Consider the following 15,294-nt stretch of genomic DNA (forward strand, 5'->3'; position numbering starts at 1 on the left):
CCATCCCTCGAAATACCCCCCTTTCTCCGCCCTTATCCGCCGATCGGTGCTTGCGTCGAGCGGGAATAATCGCTCTCACTGGAAAGAGGCGCCGTGCCTCAGCCGACTGGAGAGCTTTTGTGGCAGAGGATAGCGACCTCGAAAAAACCGAATCAGCCACTCCCCGGCGCCTGCAGAAGGCGCGCGAGGAAGGGCAGATCGTGCGTTCGCGGGAGCTGTCCACGTTTGCCCTGCTGGCGGCGGGCTTCTTCGGCGTGTGGGGGATGTCCGGCAGCATCGGCGAACATTTGCAGAGCATGCTGCGCGCGGCCTTCACGTTCGATCACGCCAGCGCGTTCGAAACCCGCCGCATGATGATCGGCGCGGGCGTGGCGAGCCGCGAAGGGCTCTACGCGCTGTTGCCGATTCTCGGTTTCACCGGCGCGGCCGCCTTGTTCGCACCCATGGCGCTGGGCGGCTGGCAGTTGTCGGCGAAAGGCCTCGAACCGAAGTTCAACCGCCTCAATCCGATCGCCGGCCTCGGCAAGATATTTTCGATCAACGGACCGATCCAGCTCGGCATGTCGCTCGCGAAGACGCTGGTGGTGGGCGTGATCGGCGGCACCGCGGTCTGGAATCGCCGCGAGGAGATTCTCGCGCTGGCCACCCAGCCGCTGCATCTCGCGCTTGCCAACACCGTGCATCTGATCGCCGTGTGCTGCGGCATGACGGTGGCGGGCATGTTCGTCGTCGCCGCGATGGATGTGCCGTATCAACTGTGGCAATTCCACAAGAAGCTGCGCATGACGAAGGAAGAAGTGAAGCGCGAACACCGCGAAAGCGAAGGCGATCCGCACGTCAAAGGCCGGATTCGCCAGCAGCAGCGCGCGATTGCCCGTCGCCGCATGATGACCAACGTGCCGAAGGCCGACGTGGTGGTGACCAACCCGACGCACTTCGCCGTGGCGCTGCAATACACCGACGGCGAGATGCGCGCGCCGAAGGTGGTCGCCAAGGGCGTGAACCTCGTGGCGGCGCGGATTCGCGAAATCGCCGCCGAAAACAACGTGCCGTTGCTGGAAGCGCCGCCGCTCGCGCGGGCGCTGTATCACAACGTCGAACTGAACCGCGAGATTCCGGGCCCGCTGTATGGCGCGGTCGCCGAAGTGCTCGCGTGGGTGTACCAGTTGCGGCGCTTCAAGACCGAAGGCGGCGACGTGCCGCTCGCACCGACCGAACTCGACGTGCCCGCGGAACTCGACAAGGGCGGCGTGTCGGACGATGAAGCCGAGCAGGAAGCCGCCGACACGCTCAACCCCGCTGTTAACCCAGATAACGACGACGCTTCAGGAGCCTCCGCATGAACGCTCGCGCCGGTTTCCTCGCTCGACGGCCGGATGCCTTGAGCAGCACCAATTTACGCGCCCTCGCCGGGCCGGTGCTGATCTGCATGATCCTCGGCATGATGATTTTGCCGTTGCCGCCGTTCCTGCTGGATCTGCTGTTCACCTTCAACATCGCGCTGTCCGTGATGGTGCTGCTCGTCAGCATGTACACGATGAAGCCGCTCGACTTCGCCGCGTTCCCGAGCGTGCTGCTGTTCTCGACCTTGCTGCGCCTCTCGCTGAACGTGGCGTCCACGCGGGTCGTGCTGCTCGAAGGCCACACCGGTCCCGACGCGGCCGGCCAGGTGATCGAGTCGTTCGGCCACTTCCTCGTGGGCGGCAACTTCGCGGTCGGTATCGTCGTCTTCATCATTTTGATGGTGATCAACTTCATGGTGATCACCAAGGGCGCGGGGCGGATTGCGGAAGTGTCCGCGCGCTTCACGCTCGATGCGATGCCCGGCAAGCAGATGGCGATCGACGCCGACCTGAACGCCGGCCTCATCAACGAAGAACAGGCCAGGAAGCGCCGCGCCGAAGTCTCGCAGGAAGCCGAGTTCTACGGCTCGATGGACGGCGCGAGCAAGTTCGTGCGCGGCGATGCGATCGCCGGTTTGCTGATCATGGTGATCAACATCGTCGGCGGCTTGATCGTCGGGATGGTCCAGCACGGCATGGACTTCGCGTCCGCGGGCAAGAACTACACGCTGCTGACGATCGGTGACGGCCTCGTCGCGCAGATTCCGTCGCTGGTGATTTCGACGGCGGCCGGCGTGATCGTCTCGCGCGTGGCGACCAACGAGGACATCGGCACGCAGCTTACCGGCCAGTTGTTCACGAATCCGCGCGTGCTGGTGATCACCGGCTGCATTCTCGTGCTGATGGGCCTGATTCCGGGCATGCCGCACTTCGCGTTTCTGATTCTCGGCGGCGGTCTGATCCAGCTTGGCCGCACGATGAAAAAGCGCGCCGACGATCGCAAGAACACCACGGCACTCGTCGATGTCGCGCCGGCCGCGATGGCGCCGGTCGAAAACACCGAAGCGAGCTGGGACGACGTGACGATGATCGACACGCTCGGCCTTGAAGTCGGCTACCGGCTGATCCCGCTCGTTGACAAGAACTCGGACGGCGAACTGCTCAAGCGGATCAAGAGCATCCGCAAGAAGTTCGCGCAGGAAATCGGCTTTCTGCCGCCGGTCATTCATATCCGCGACAACCTTGAGTTGCGGCCGAACGGCTATCGCATCGCGCTCAAGGGCGTCGAAGTGGGTGTCGGTGAAGCGTATCCGGGCCAGTGGCTGGCGATCAATCCAGGCCAGGTCTCCGCCGCGCTGCCGGGCACGCCGACGCAGGATCCCGCCTTCGGCTTGCCGGCCATCTGGATCGATACGAACCTGCGCGAACAGGCGCAGGTGTACGGCTACACGGTGGTCGATTCGAGCACCGTGGTGGCGACGCACCTGAATCACCTCGTGGTCACGCACGCGTCGGAACTGCTCGGCCGCCGGGAAGTGCAGGCGCTGCTCGAGCGGATGCAGAAGGACACGCCGTCGCTGGTCGACGATCTGGTGCCGAAGTCGCTGCCGCTCACCACGCTGCAAAAGGTGCTGCAAAACCTGCTGGAAGAAGGCGTGCCGATCCGCGACATGCGCACGATCCTCGAAGCGCTCTCCGAACACACGCCGAAGATCACCGACGCGCACGACCTCACCGCCGCCGTGCGCCTCGCGCTGGGTCGCGCGATCACGCAGCAGTGGTTCCCGGGCATCGGCGACATGCAGGTGATGGGCCTCGATTCGAATCTCGAGCGTGTGCTCTCGCAGGCGCTCTCGACCGGCTCCAATCCGGGTCTCGAGCCAGGCCTCGCGCACACGCTGCTGAACGAAACCCAGAAGGCGATGACGCGTCAGCAGAACCTCGGGCTCGCGCCCGTGCTGCTCGTGCAGCACGCGTTGCGGCCGATGCTCGCGCGTTTCCTGCGCCGCAGCCTGCCGCAGTTGAAGGTGCTGTCGTATGCGGAAGTGCCCGACACGCGCAATATCAAGGTGGTGAATCTGATCGGCGCGCACGGCTGACGCGGGCAGCTCACCGTGGCCTGCTTCCGGCCGATGTCTCTTGCCGGCGCTCATCGAGCGCCGGTTTTCATTTCGGCGCCTGACTTTTCATGCCGCGAGCGGACGGCGGAGTACATGCTGCGTCCGCGAAAGCGCCGCCGCGCGCGCGGGAAAGGCATGTTTAAAACCGCCGTGCGCATGACTTGCGGCGCGTTTCCATCGCCCGAATTGCCCACGTTTAACGGTCTTTATCCATCGATCGTGACTCGACGGGTTTCGCAATAATGATCTCAATGGGAAGCGGTATGTTGCCGGTCCGTTAGTCCGTTTACCTCATCGGGGGTCCAGCTTGAACATTCGTAAATTTGTCGGTGCTACCAGTCGTGATGCGCTGCGTCTCGTGCGCGAAGCGTTGGGCGCGGATGCCGTCGTACTGTCCAATCGCACGATGGACGACGGCAGCGTCGAGATCGTCGCACTGGCCGACAGCGACCTCGCCGCCATCACGCCGAAGGTTCCGCGCGCAGGCGCCGGCGCAACGCAGGCTGGATCGATGAATGTCATGGCTGGACAACCGGCGCTCGCCGCACCGCGCGCCATGCCGGCAACATCGGCGATGCAGGCGAATCCGTATGCGAGCGGCATGCCCGATGTGTTCTCGTCGGTGTTCGGCGCAAGCCCGGAAGCGGGCGCGGAGAATGCGGGCAACAGCTCGGTCCACGCCAATTCCAGCCACGCCGATGAAGACGCGAGCGACGCACCGGCCGCCATCATGAAGCCGGCCGCGAACGCGCCGAAGGCCGCATTGGCGGGCACGCCCAAAGCGTTGCCGGCCGCGCCGGTGAAGGCAGCGGCACCGGTCAAGCCAGCAGCGGCGTTGCCGTCGCAACCGATCGCCCTCGAACAACCGAGCGCCCGCGCCGCGGCGTCGCGTCTCACCGAAGACATCCGCGCCGATCTGCTCAAAGCGGCCGGCGTACCGGCTGCGCCGAGCGCGCCGAGCTCCAACGCGCAAACGCCGCGCACCATGGCCGAATCGAATCCATGGTTGATCGACCACGCGCGCCGCATCGCCGCCGAACAGCAGCCGCAAGGCGCATACAGCGCGCGCCCCGCGGCGATGACGCCGGCCGCTGCGATGGCCAAGGGCCTCGGCGCCGCCGTCGAGCCGGGCAAGACCCCCGCGCCGCAAGCCGTCGACACGCCCGACTGGGCGCGCGAAGGCGCGCAAGCCGCCGCGCGCCGCGCCGCGCAGAAAAACGCACCCGCGCCGTCCTCGAGCGATGACGCCCGCACGCCCGCTTCGGTCGCCGAAGCGATCAAGGCGCGCATGGAGCAGGTCGTCAACGACACCGTGATGAGCGAACTGTCGTCGATGCGCGGGATGATGGAAGAACACTTCGCCGGCTTGCTGTGGGGCGAACGCCAGCGCCGCAATCCAGTGCGCGCCTCGCTCACCAAGCATCTGTTCGCCGCCGGTTTCTCCGCGCAGCTCGTGCAGATGATGGTCGACAACCTGCCGGACGACGTCGAGAACATGGAAGGCGGCATGGACTGGGTCCGCTCGGTGCTCGATTCGAACCTGCCGGTGATGGAAGACGAAGACGCGCTGATGGAGCGCGGCGGTGTGTTCGCGCTAATGGGCCCGACGGGCGTCGGCAAGACGACGACCACCGCCAAGCTTGCCGCGCGCTGCGTGATGCGCTTCGGCGCCAGCAAGGTCGCGTTGCTCACCACCGACAGCTACCGGATCGGCGGCCACGAACAACTGCGCATCTTCGGCAAGATTCTCGGCGTCTCGGTGCACGCGGTGAAGGACGGTGCCGACCTGCAACTCGCGCTCTCCGAACTGCGCAACAAGCACATCGTGCTGATCGACACGATCGGCATGAGCCAGCGCGACCGCCTCGTCTCCGACCAGATCGCAATGCTGTGCCACGCTGGTCAGCCGGTGCAGCGCCTGTTGCTGCTCAACGCAACGAGCCACGGCGACACGCTCAACGAAGTCGTGCAGGCCTATCAGCGCGCGCCCGATCAACAGCCGCTCGCCGGCTGCATTCTGACCAAGCTCGACGAAGCCACCAATCTAGGCGGCGTGCTCGATACGGTGATCCGCTACAAGCTGCCGGTGCACTACGTGTCGACCGGTCAGAAGGTGCCGGAGAACCTGTACGTCGCGACGAGGAAATTCCTGATCAAGAGCGCCTTCTGCATACCGCGCGACAACTCGCCATTCGTGCCACACGACGACGACATTCCGGCTTTGCTGTCCGCTTTGTCCGCGCGTTCCACGTCCGAGTTGCACGAGGTCCGCTTTGGATAAGCTCATCTCCGATCAGGCAGAAGGATTGCGGCGGATGTTGGCTCGCAGCGGCTCGCGCGTGATTGCGGTGACGAGCGGCTCGGCCGGTGTCGGCTCGACGACGACGGTGGTGAACCTCGCCGCCGCGTTGGCGCAGCAAGGTAAAGACGTGCTGGTAATCGACGAATGCCTCGGCGAGAAGTCGGTGAGCGCGATGCTCGGCGGCGTGCGCGGCGCAGGCAATTTCGCCGCCGTGATGCGTGGCGAGATGACGCTCGACGACGCCGCCGCGCGGCACGCGCTCGGCTTCTCGGTGCTGGCCGCCTCGCGTCCTAACCGGGAAGGCCATACGGCTGCGGAGTTCGGTGTGGTGTTGCGAGGCTCCGCCGATGTCGTGCTGATCGACGCGCAACTCGATCCGCAAGGCCACCTGTCGGCGCTCGCGATGCAGGCGCACGACGTAATGATCGTCACGCGCATGGCCGCGCAGGCGATCACCGACGCGTACGCATGCATGAAGCGCCTGCACTACGGGCACGCCATCGCGCAGTTCCGCGTGCTGGTGAACCACGTGCAGAGCGTGAACGACGCGCATACCGCGTTTGCAAACCTGGCCGGCGTGGCCGGGCGCTACCTGACGGTGGCGCTGGAAGACGCCGGTTGTATTGCCGCCGATGGGCGGATGGCGCGAGCCCTGGAGTTGTCGCGTTGTGTCGTCGATGCGTTTCCATCGACACCGGCTGCGCGCGACTTCCGGCACCTCGCGGCCGAATTGCAGTACTGGCCGATGCGGCCAGCGATGTCGTCGCAAACGCCGTGGATGGCGCCTGCGACAGTTACAGCGGCGCAACACGCCGACCAACCGTCTGCGCAGCACGCCTAGAGGCGGCACAAGGACAAGGGGAGCACGATGTACAACGCTCAGGGAAAGATTTCCCAAGCCGAAGTTCTGACGAAGTACGCACCGCTCGTGCGTCGCCTCGGCTTGCAGCTCGTCGCCAAGATGCCGGCGAGCGTCGATCTCGACGATCTGATCCAGGCCGGCATGATCGGACTGCTGGACGCGGCAAGCCGCTACAAGGAAGACCAGGGCGCGCAGTTCGAGACTTACGCCAGCCAGCGGATTCGCGGCGCGATGCTCGACGAGTTGCGCAGCAACGACTGGTTGCCGCGCAGCTTGCGGCGCACCTCGCGTGAAGTGGAAACGGCGGTGCACAAGGTGGAGCAGAACCTGGGCCGCTCGGCGAGCGAAACGGAGATTGCCGAGCACCTGCAAATGCCGCTCGACGAGTATCAGTCGATGCTGCAGGATCTGCACGGCAGCCAGCTGATCTACTACGAAGACTTCGACCGTTCGGCGGACGACGAGCCGTTCCTCGACCGCTACTGTGTCGATCACTCGGACCCGCTGTCGGCGCTGCTCGACGACAGCCTGCGCTCGGCACTGGTGGAGGCGATCGACCGCCTGCCGGATCGCGAGAAGCTGCTGATGTCGCTGTACTACGAACGCGGCATGAACCTGCGCGAAATTGGCGCGGTGATGGAAGTCAGCGAATCACGGGTGTGCCAGTTGCACAGCCAGGCCGTGGCCCGTTTGCGCACGCGCTTGCGCGAGATGGCCTGGGCGAACGCCGAGGCGACCTGAAGTTCGAGTACTCGATGGTATGAATGAGCAGGGAGCGGAGCGTCGCGCATCCGCTTTTCCTCATGCCTCGGCCATTTCATGTTCCGCGGCCAGTGCCAGAAAGGCCGAGCGCGACATGCCACGCGCCTGGGCATAAGTGTCGATCTCCTGGACCAGCGCTTCGGGCAGCGAGATATTGATACGTACCGCCTTCTTCAAGGCGGGAATATTCCGGGTGGCGACAAGTCCCCACGTGAAATCCGCATAGTCGGGATTGCGCCGATGCTCTTGCAGCGTTCGTCGCGCGGGAATCGGCAAGCCCTCGTCGAGCAGCAGGTCCAGATGTGCCTCGATAGCTTCCTTGGCGTTCGCGTAGGCTTCCTCCAGCGTGTCGCCTGCCGCATAACAGCCCGGAATGTCGGGCACGATGACGCCGAACGCGTGATCCGCGCTACCCGGTTCAATCGCGATAGGGAAAGTCAGGTTTTTCATTTCAGGCCCGCCTGTTTCAGGATGCTGTTCAATGTGCCGGGCGGAAGGTCTTTCTTCGGATGCGGGATGGTCACGAGACCGGATCTTGCCGCGTGACGAAAATGATGGTGGCTGCCCGATATGCGGACCAGCTGCCAACCCGCCGCTTGAATGAGTTTCACGACCTCGGCACTTTTCATACTGCACTCCTCGAATCATACACACCATTACACAATCTCGCTAGTGCTTAGCACTCCGTTGATGCACGTCCGGATAGCTTTGAAAAAGCCCGGGACGACGGAGCGACTCAGTAAGGGGGAAGCCGTGATTTCAACGCGGGTGGCGATTCCGCGCCACCTGGCCGGATGGCTAACGTGTGTGGGAAGGAGGGCGGCGTGATCGATACGGAATGCTTGAAAAGCAAAAAGGGCTCGTCAAAAGACGAGCCCTTTTCAATACAGCTGTTTCAGCCAGACCCGCGCGTCAGGCCATGCGGGTCCAACGACAATCTCTACACGGTGGGACGCGCCGGAATCCGGCCATCTGGACCATAAAAACCGACCTTCTGCGGCACGGCCACCTGCAGCGCCGTGAGTGCCCGCTGGTTGTAGTCCATGCGCACGCGGATCAGTTCACCGTTGCTGGTATTGCAGCGCCGCGCGCGTTCGGCGGCTTTCTGCAGCAGCGACCATTGCTCGGCGATGCGTGGGTCGGTACTGGCCGCGAGCTCCATGCCGGGCCAGCCGGCCGGAAAGCCCAGCTCGGCGAGCAGCCCGTCACGCGTGGCTTCGAGCTTGGCGAGCTCGCCGATCAGTTCGGTTTTCTTCTCGACGATCGGCGGCAGCAATTCCAGCGGCGACAAGGCAGTCAGCGCCTTGGTCTCGAGCGTCAGAATCGAGGCAAATGCCTCGACGGCCGAATATTCTTCGATGAGGGTGGCAAGCAGGGCGTCTTTCATCTCAACAACTCGCTGAACACGACGGCTCGCGAATGCTCCGCGAGCCGGGTTTGTCGAACGCCGCCCGGCACTTCACCGTACTTCGATGCGTCGATCAGTTGCCGGCCGACGAGGTTTTGCTTTGCAACAGTTCGCGTGCGGTGTTCAGCACGCCGTCGGCGATCTTGCCGGAATCGATCTTCAGCGAGCCGTCCTTGATGGCTTGCTTGATCGACTCGACGTGCGCCGTGTCGATATCGGCCGAGCCGGACGCCGCGAGGCTGCGCAGATGCTGCGACAGACCCGACAGGCTGACGCTGGCGTCGCCCGAACCGCTGGTGGTGGTCTGCGAGGCCGTGCCCGCATTCTGCGCGTTGCTGTTCGCGGTCGTCGCGTCGCTTTGTTGCGAACGGGACAGGGCGTCTTTCAACGTCGGCAGATTCGAATTGGTTGTGGAATCGACTTTCACGATTGGCTTCCTGAACGATTTGATCCTTATAACGGCTACCGCTGATCAAAACTTTAGCGCAATCGATCAAGGCGTTACCTTTCCTTACATCTCCGGCCGGCCCCTTGGCTGGCCTGCTTCCGGCGCAGCCCGCCGCAGCGCTCGCGGCCGCAAGAACGGGCGTGGCGCCGGAGTTCGTCATGGCGTGCTCGCCGTAGCGGCTCACAGCTGAATCTCCACGGTCGCGCCGTCTTTCACGATGCCGGAAATGATCTGGCCGTTCGCCGTCTTGACCCGCACCTGCTGGCCCGGCGACGCATTGTTCATCGCGCTGCCTTCCGCCGAAATCGCGAAACCATCGCCGGCCGCCACGACCCGCACCGTCTGTCCGATCGATACCGCCGACGCGCTTTTCAGCATGTCGCGGCGCAGCGGCATGCCGCCGGCGACGCGCGTGAGCGTGACCGAGCCGACCGCCTGCGACGGATCCGTGACAATGGCCTGGGGCAAGCCGGTCAGGTCGCCGTCGCGCGCAACGAGGTCGGCGGCGGTGAGCACTTCGCCCGGCGCCATGGCACGCGCGGCCAGATAGTACGTGGCGTGCAGCGAGATGCGCGCCTGCAGATAAATGGTCCACGGGCGCTCGCCCGCGCAGCGCACGCCGACGGTCATGCGGCCCCACAGGCGCGCGCCGCTCGGCATGAACGGTTCGAGCATCGTGCAGTCTGCGAGACCGCGCGGAAACGCCGGCGCCACGGTGATGTCGACCTTGCCGGGCAAACCGGTGGACTGCTGCTGCAGGAACGCGAGCGCGGCGCTGCGGATCGCTTCCGGATCTTGCTGGCCGGGCAGCGGCGCAGCTGGCGCGAGCGTCGCGGGGCGAAGATTCTGTTGCGCGACGGCGGGAGCGACTTGCCGCACCGTCGGTGTGCGAGCGATAGCGGCCGGCGCGGGCGCGGCCGTCGCAGCCGGCGCGACAGCGGCACGGGTCGCGACCGGCTTGCCATTCGCGCCCAACTGCGGCGGCTCTCCGCGTGAAGCGAGGCTATCGAATCCTGCCGCCGCGGAGGCCCCAGCGGCTGCGTTGAGCGGCGCATTGGCGGCCACCGGCTGAACGCCCGCGGCTTGCCGTGTGTCATTCGCCTGCGGCGCAGGCGTCACCACGACCGGAACCGCCTGACGCGAACCCGGCACGACGTTGACTCTGGCGACACCGTCCACGGCATTGCCACTGCCCGGCGCGGGAATCGTCACGACACCGCTGGCGTCGGGCTTGAAGCTGGTGCGAATCATTTGCGGCGCGGCCGGCGGTTCGCCCGCGCCCGGAATGACGATCGAGCCGCTCGCATTGGCGGCGCGCGTGAATGAATCGGCGTCGCGAGCCGTGGAATTCGGCGTCAGCGACTGCGCGGTGGCGGCGGCCAACGTTGCAGCGGAGCCAGTGCGCTTTGCAGGCGTGGCTTGCATGTGCTCGGCCAGATCCGCGAGCGCAGCCGGATTCTTTTCTCCCGGACCCGGAATCACGATCGGGCCGCCGGCTTCCTGAGCCTGCGCGTTGACCGGCAGCAGCACGATGCCACCGGCGACCCACACCGTCAGGCTCACCACAAGGCGAATCAGGAGACGCGAGGCCGTGCGCGCGGCACGCCGCGCGACGCCAGCGCCCGCACCCACGCGATGCGCCGCCGCGCAATTCGCGTGGTGCGTCGGATCGAAGGCGGGCTGGTCCATCTTGTTTCTCCATCGAATGCATCGGTACGCCTTGCATTCTAGTGAGCGCCTCCTTTGCGCAAACGTTGAATAGAAGCCCCCTTTCCCGGTTATTCGTCCGATTGCCGCTTGCGTTCGGCCCATAAGATGCACCTCATGCAAAAAGGTCTTCCCGCCTGGTGCAGTCCTCACGCGAGGCATGCACGGGAAGCCTCGGGAACGTTCTCCGGAGATTCTTATGCTGGACAAACTCGATGCCGAATTCGCCTTTGGCCGTGAAGCGCTCGATGTACGCGCCTATCGGCAGGAGCTGCTGTCGTCGAATATCGCCAACGCCGATACCCCCGGGTACAAGGCGCGCGACGTCGACTTCGCCTCGTCGCTCGCCGGCGCGCTGAAGAAGAGCGGCGGCGCTACTGGAACCGCTGCGTCGAACAACGCGACGCTGGCGATGACTCAGCCCGCGGGTGTGACGAGCGGCATGTCGATGGTGTCGACCGCGCCGGGCCACATGGCCGGCAAGTCGACGCTGACGCCGACCGGCGGCACGTCCGACGACTACGGCAACCTGCAATACCGCGTGCCGACGCAACCCGCACTCGACGGCAACACGGTCGACATCGATACCGAGCGGGTGCAGTTCGCGGACAACACGTTGCACTTCGAATCGGGCATGACGGTGCTATCCGGCCAGATCAAATCGATGCTGTCGGCAATCCAGTCGGGCTCGTAAGAAGCCACGGCGACAGACTCAGCAGTACGCAAGAACAATCGCTACGGGATTAACACTTGAGCCGGTTCGAACCGGCAGGAGAAGTCAGGAAACATGCCATCCCTGATGAACATTTTTGGTGTTGCAGGCTCCGCGATGTCGGCGCAGTCGCAGCGACTCAACGTGACGGCGTCGAATCTCGCCAACGCGGACAGCACGACCGGCCCGGACGGCCAGCCGTACAAGGCCAAGCAGGTCGTGTTCGCGGTCAGCCCGCTCGGCGGCGCGCGCACGGCTTCCGGCCAGCAGGTCGGCGGCGTGCAGGTTACCGGCGTGGTCGACGACCCGACGCCGATGAAGACCGCCTACGACCCCGGCAATCCGGCCGCGAACTCGGACGGCTACGTCACGTTGCCGAACGTCGATCCGGTGCAGGAGATGGTCAACATGATCTCGGCCTCGCGCTCATACCAGGCCAACGTCGAGACCCTGAACACCGCCAAGACACTGATGCTGAAAACGCTCACGATCGGAACCTGAGGAGAGCTCCTTGACCACCAACACCACCATTGGCGGCAGCGGCACGACTGTGTCGCAAACGCTGCTCGATACGATGAACGGCACGAACAGTGCCTCGAGTTCGACGGGCAGCACGTCCGGCACCTCGGCGACCGATCTGCAGAACACCTTCCTGCAACTGCTCGTCGCGCAGTTGAAGAACCAGGACCCGACCAATCCGATGGACAGCTCGCAGATGACCTCGCAGCTGGCGCAGATCAACACGGTCTCGGGCATCAGCCAGTTGAACACCACGCTCAGCTCGCTCGCCACGCAGATGTCGGCGGGCCAGCAGTCGCAAGCCGCGTTGCTGATCGGCTCGACCGTGCTCGCCCCGGGCAGCTCGGTGGCGGTCGCGAGCGGCAAGGCCGCCGCGTTCGGCGTGCAGCTCGCCAACTCGGTGGGCGATCTGCAGGTCGTCGTGAAGAACTCGGCAGGTCAGATCGTCAACACGATCGACCTCGGCAAGCAGTCGGCCGGCACGATTCCGGTGGGCTGGACGCCGACCGACACGGCCGGCAATGCGCTGCCGGACGGCACCTACACGATCAGCGCGGTCGGCACGATCAACGGTCAACAGGCCACGGCCACCACGCTCACGGGCTCCACGGTGCAAAGCGTCGTCATGCAGCCCAACGGTACGCCGGGCCTCGTGCTGTCGAACGGCTCGACGGTCGGCTTGACCAGCGTCGCCGCCATCCTCTGATTCAGATTCTGTCAGTTACGACTTTCCAGATACGGAGACCGTCATGGGTTACCAACAAGGTTTGAGTGGTTTGTCAGCATCGTCGAGCGACCTCGACGTGATCGGCAACAACATTGCCAACGCGAATACGGTTGGCTTCAAGAGCGGCGCTGCGCAATTCGCCGACATGTACGCCAATTCCGTGGCGACCGCAGTGGGCAACCAGGTCGGCATCGGCACCAAGCTCGCCGAAGTGCAGCAGCAGTTCTCGCAAGGCACGATCACCAGCACCAACCAGGCGCTCGACGTCGCGATCAACGGCAACGGCTTCTTCCAGTTGTCGAATAACGGCTCGCTGGTGTACTCGCGCAACGGGGTGTTCCAGCTCGACAAGAACGGCTTCATCACCAACGCGCAAGGCCTGCAGCTGATGGGCTATGCCGCGAACAGCTCGGGCATCATCAACACCGCGCAGACCGTGCCGCTCACCGTGCCGACCGCGAACATCGCGCCGCAAGCGACCACCAAGATCACGGCCGGTCTGAACCTGAACGCGCAGGATCCTTTGATGCTCGGCACCCCGGCCGTCACGCCGACGCTCGTCGCGGGCAGCACGCTGACGACGCCGGGCGCGACCATCACGAACACCGCTTCGGGCACGAACAACGACAGCTACACCGTCAACTTCACGAGCCCGACGACCTACACGGTCACCGACACCACGCTCGGCACGACGTCCGCCGCCGCGACCTACACGGCGGGCACGGCGATCTCGCTCGGCAACGGCCAGACCATCACGTTCAACGGCGTGCCGGCGACCGGCGACAGCGTCGCGATCGCGCCGACCCCGGTGGCGTTCAACCAGAACAGCTCGTCGACGTACAACTACTCGACCAGCACGACGGTCTACGACTCGCTCGGCGGCTCGCAGACGGTCAACATGTACTTCGCCAAGACGTCGGCCGGTACGTGGAACGTGTATGCCGGCACCTCGACAGGCACCGCGCAACTGGTCGGCCACGCGAACTTCAACTCGTCGGGCACGCTGCTCGGCACGACGGACGCGTCGGGTGTCGCCACCACCACGCCGTTTGCCTACAACTTCTCGATCCCGACTACCGACGGTTCGTCGACGCCGCAGAAGCTGACGCTGAACATCGCCGGCACGACGCAGTTCGGCGGCAAGGACGGCGTGAACTCGCTGCAGCCCGACGGCTTCGCCGCGGGCACGCTGACGAGCTTCACGATCGGCGCCGACGGCACGCTGACCGGCAACTATTCGAACCAGCAAACCGCGGCTCTCGGCCAGATCGTGCTGGCGAACTTCTCGAACCAGAACGGTCTCGTGAACCTCGGCAACAACGAGTTCCAGCAAACCTCGGCTTCGGGCGTCGCGCAGATTTCGGCGCCGGGCTCGACCAACCACGGCGTGCTGCAAGGCGGCGCGGTGGAAAACTCCAACGTCGATCTGACGAGCGAACTGGTGAACCTGATCACCGCGCAACGCAACTATCAAGCGAACGCGCAGACGATCAAGACTCAGCAGACCGTCGACCAGACCCTGATCAACCTGTAAGCGACCGGGACTAACCCATCATGGATCGGCTGATCTACACCGCGATGTCGGGCAGTACGCAGGCGCTCGAACAGCAGGCAATCGTCGCGAACAACCTGGCCAACGCATCGACCACCGGTTTTCGCGCGCAACTGGCGACTTTCCGCGCCGTGCCGATGTCGTTCGGCGACGGCAGTTCGATCAACGACAACACCACGCGCACCTTCGTGCTGTCGTCGACGCCGGGCGCGGACTACACGCCCGGGCCGATCCAGCAGACGGGCAACCCGCTCGACGTGGCGATTCAGGGGCCGGGCTGGCTGGCGGTGCAAACCGCCGACGGCGGCGAGGCCTACACGCGCGCCGGCAATCTGCATGTCGACGAAAACGGCCAAATTGTGAACGCCACCAATCAGGTGGTGCTCGGCAACGGCGGCCCGGTGTCGGTGCCGCCGGGCGCGGAAATCACCATCGGCAAGGACGGCACGGTGTCCGCGCTGACGCCGGGCGATCCGCCGACGGCGGTGGTGACGGTCGATCAGTTGAAGCTGGTGAATCCGGATCCGCAAACCATGACGCGCGGCGACGACGGCCTGTTTCGCACCGCCGACGGCAATGCCGCTGACGCCGATCCGGCTGTCACGCTCGCGCCGGCCTCGCTCGAAGGCAGCAACGTGAACCCGGTCAGCGCAATGGTCTCGATGATCACCAACGCGCGCCAGTTCCAGATGCAGACGAAGCTGCTGGAAAGCGCCGACAAGAATGACCAGTCCGCCAACCAGCTGCTCAGCTTTAGCTAACAGGCGCGTAGGCGCAGCAAACAAGTTGCATGAGATCGGAGCAGGCGCTAAAGCGCCAACACCGATCGACA

Annotated in this window: 15 protein-coding genes; 10 read left to right on the forward strand and 5 right to left on the reverse strand. The window is 64.8% G+C overall.

All coding sequences use genetic code 11. From position 1 onward, the window contains the following. Positions 1-119 precede the first annotated feature (119 nt). The 5 genes from flhB to P0D80_RS17170 all read left to right on the forward strand — a co-directional run bounded on the left by flhB (position 120) and on the right by P0D80_RS17170 (position 7,368). The gene (gene flhB, locus P0D80_RS17150) at positions 120-1,343 is read left to right on the forward strand and encodes a flagellar biosynthesis protein FlhB (RefSeq protein ID WP_132376589.1); all 1,224 of its coding nucleotides are present in this window, start codon (positions 120-122) and stop codon (positions 1,341-1,343) included. Then, positions 1,340-3,442: a flagellar biosynthesis protein FlhA gene (gene flhA, locus P0D80_RS17155; RefSeq protein WP_132376590.1), complete on the forward strand. Its 2,103-nt coding sequence runs from the start codon at positions 1,340-1,342 to the stop codon at positions 3,440-3,442. Before flhB ends, flhA begins: the two co-directional genes overlap by 4 nt. Positions 3,443-3,770: 328 nt before the next feature. Next, the gene (gene flhF, locus P0D80_RS17160) at positions 3,771-5,744 is read left to right on the forward strand and encodes a flagellar biosynthesis GTPase FlhF (protein WP_408285596.1); all 1,974 of its coding nucleotides are present in this window, start codon (positions 3,771-3,773) and stop codon (positions 5,742-5,744) included. Then, a complete protein-coding gene (locus tag P0D80_RS17165) occupies positions 5,737-6,606 on the forward strand; it encodes a nucleotide-binding protein (protein ID WP_132376592.1) in 870 nt (289 codons plus the stop codon). The genes flhF and P0D80_RS17165 overlap by 8 nt, the downstream gene beginning before the upstream one ends. A 27-nt stretch (positions 6,607-6,633) precedes the next feature. Continuing rightward, entirely contained in the window at positions 6,634-7,368 is a 735-nt protein-coding gene (locus P0D80_RS17170; protein ID WP_132376593.1) for an RNA polymerase sigma factor FliA, read from the forward strand. 60 nt (positions 7,369-7,428) lie between these two features. Here P0D80_RS17170 and P0D80_RS17175 read toward each other — a convergent pair whose 3' ends face one another. The 5 genes from P0D80_RS17175 to flgA all read right to left on the reverse strand — a co-directional run bounded on the left by P0D80_RS17175 (position 7,429) and on the right by flgA (position 10,934). After that, entirely contained in the window at positions 7,429-7,839 is a 411-nt protein-coding gene (locus tag P0D80_RS17175; protein ID WP_132376594.1) for a type II toxin-antitoxin system HicB family antitoxin, read from the reverse strand. Then, complete coding sequence (locus tag P0D80_RS17180; RefSeq protein ID WP_132376595.1) at positions 7,836-8,018, reverse strand: type II toxin-antitoxin system HicA family toxin; 183 nt, start codon at positions 8,016-8,018, stop codon at positions 7,836-7,838. Before P0D80_RS17180 ends, P0D80_RS17175 begins: the two co-directional genes overlap by 4 nt. Positions 8,019-8,329: 311 nt before the next feature. After that, positions 8,330-8,776, reverse strand: a complete 447-nt coding sequence (locus tag P0D80_RS17185) for a flagella synthesis protein FlgN (protein ID WP_408176423.1) — start codon at positions 8,774-8,776, stop codon at positions 8,330-8,332. A gap of 94 nt (positions 8,777-8,870) precedes the next feature. Beyond that, on the reverse strand, positions 8,871-9,224 hold the full coding sequence (flgM, locus tag P0D80_RS17190; protein ID WP_132376597.1) for a flagellar biosynthesis anti-sigma factor FlgM: 354 nt from the start codon (positions 9,222-9,224) through the stop codon (positions 8,871-8,873). A gap of 201 nt (positions 9,225-9,425) precedes the next feature. Further along, positions 9,426-10,934, reverse strand: coding sequence for a flagellar basal body P-ring formation chaperone FlgA (gene flgA / locus P0D80_RS17195; RefSeq protein WP_408285602.1), 1,509 nt, complete (start codon positions 10,932-10,934; stop codon positions 9,426-9,428). 217 nt (positions 10,935-11,151) lie between these two features. Between flgA and flgB the strand changes: the two genes are divergently transcribed. From flgB to flgF, 5 genes are all read left to right on the forward strand, one after another. Further along, the gene (gene flgB / locus P0D80_RS17200; RefSeq protein ID WP_408176425.1) at positions 11,152-11,646 is read left to right on the forward strand and encodes a flagellar basal body rod protein FlgB; all 495 of its coding nucleotides are present in this window, start codon (positions 11,152-11,154) and stop codon (positions 11,644-11,646) included. Between the two features lie 93 nt (positions 11,647-11,739). Further along, positions 11,740-12,165 (forward strand): flagellar basal body rod protein FlgC, encoded by a 426-nt coding sequence (gene flgC / locus P0D80_RS17205; protein ID WP_012434707.1) that lies wholly within the window; start codon positions 11,740-11,742, stop codon positions 12,163-12,165. 10 nt (positions 12,166-12,175) lie between these two features. Next, positions 12,176-12,889 (forward strand): flagellar hook assembly protein FlgD, encoded by a 714-nt coding sequence (locus P0D80_RS17210; RefSeq protein WP_132376600.1) that lies wholly within the window; start codon positions 12,176-12,178, stop codon positions 12,887-12,889. A 43-nt stretch (positions 12,890-12,932) separates the two neighbouring features. Further along, the gene (locus tag P0D80_RS17215; RefSeq protein WP_408285605.1) at positions 12,933-14,444 is read left to right on the forward strand and encodes a flagellar hook protein FlgE; all 1,512 of its coding nucleotides are present in this window, start codon (positions 12,933-12,935) and stop codon (positions 14,442-14,444) included. 20 nt (positions 14,445-14,464) lie between these two features. Then, positions 14,465-15,223: a flagellar basal-body rod protein FlgF gene (flgF, locus tag P0D80_RS17220; protein ID WP_132376602.1), complete on the forward strand. Its 759-nt coding sequence runs from the start codon at positions 14,465-14,467 to the stop codon at positions 15,221-15,223. The last annotated feature ends 71 nt before the right edge of the window (positions 15,224-15,294 follow it).

Source organism: Paraburkholderia sp. RL17-373-BIF-A, assembly GCF_046030175.1.
In the GTDB taxonomy this organism is placed as follows: domain Bacteria; phylum Pseudomonadota; class Gammaproteobacteria; order Burkholderiales; family Burkholderiaceae; genus Paraburkholderia.

What these genes read in the sequence shown, in the direction of transcription:
- flhA (WP_132376590.1), top strand. Translation starts at nt 1,340, where the DNA reads ATGAACGCTCGCGCCGGTTTCCTCGCTCGACGGCCGGATGCCTTGAGC.
- P0D80_RS17170 (WP_132376593.1), top strand. Translation starts at nt 6,634, where the DNA reads ATGTACAACGCTCAGGGAAAGATTTCCCAAGCCGAAGTTCTGACGAAG.
- P0D80_RS17175 (WP_132376594.1), bottom strand. Translation starts at nt 7,839, where the DNA reads ATGAAAAACCTGACTTTCCCTATCGCGATTGAACCGGGTAGCGCGGAT.
- P0D80_RS17180 (WP_132376595.1), bottom strand. Translation starts at nt 8,018, where the DNA reads ATGAAAAGTGCCGAGGTCGTGAAACTCATTCAAGCGGCGGGTTGGCAG.
- P0D80_RS17185 (WP_408176423.1), bottom strand. Translation starts at nt 8,776, where the DNA reads ATGAAAGACGCCCTGCTTGCCACCCTCATCGAAGAATATTCGGCCGTC.
- flgA (WP_408285602.1), bottom strand. Translation starts at nt 10,934, where the DNA reads ATGGACCAGCCCGCCTTCGATCCGACGCACCACGCGAATTGCGCGGCG.
- flgB (WP_408176425.1), top strand. Translation starts at nt 11,152, where the DNA reads ATGCTGGACAAACTCGATGCCGAATTCGCCTTTGGCCGTGAAGCGCTC.
- flgC (WP_012434707.1), top strand. Translation starts at nt 11,740, where the DNA reads ATGCCATCCCTGATGAACATTTTTGGTGTTGCAGGCTCCGCGATGTCG.
- P0D80_RS17215 (WP_408285605.1), top strand. Translation starts at nt 12,933, where the DNA reads ATGGGTTACCAACAAGGTTTGAGTGGTTTGTCAGCATCGTCGAGCGAC.
- flgF (WP_132376602.1), top strand. Translation starts at nt 14,465, where the DNA reads ATGGATCGGCTGATCTACACCGCGATGTCGGGCAGTACGCAGGCGCTC.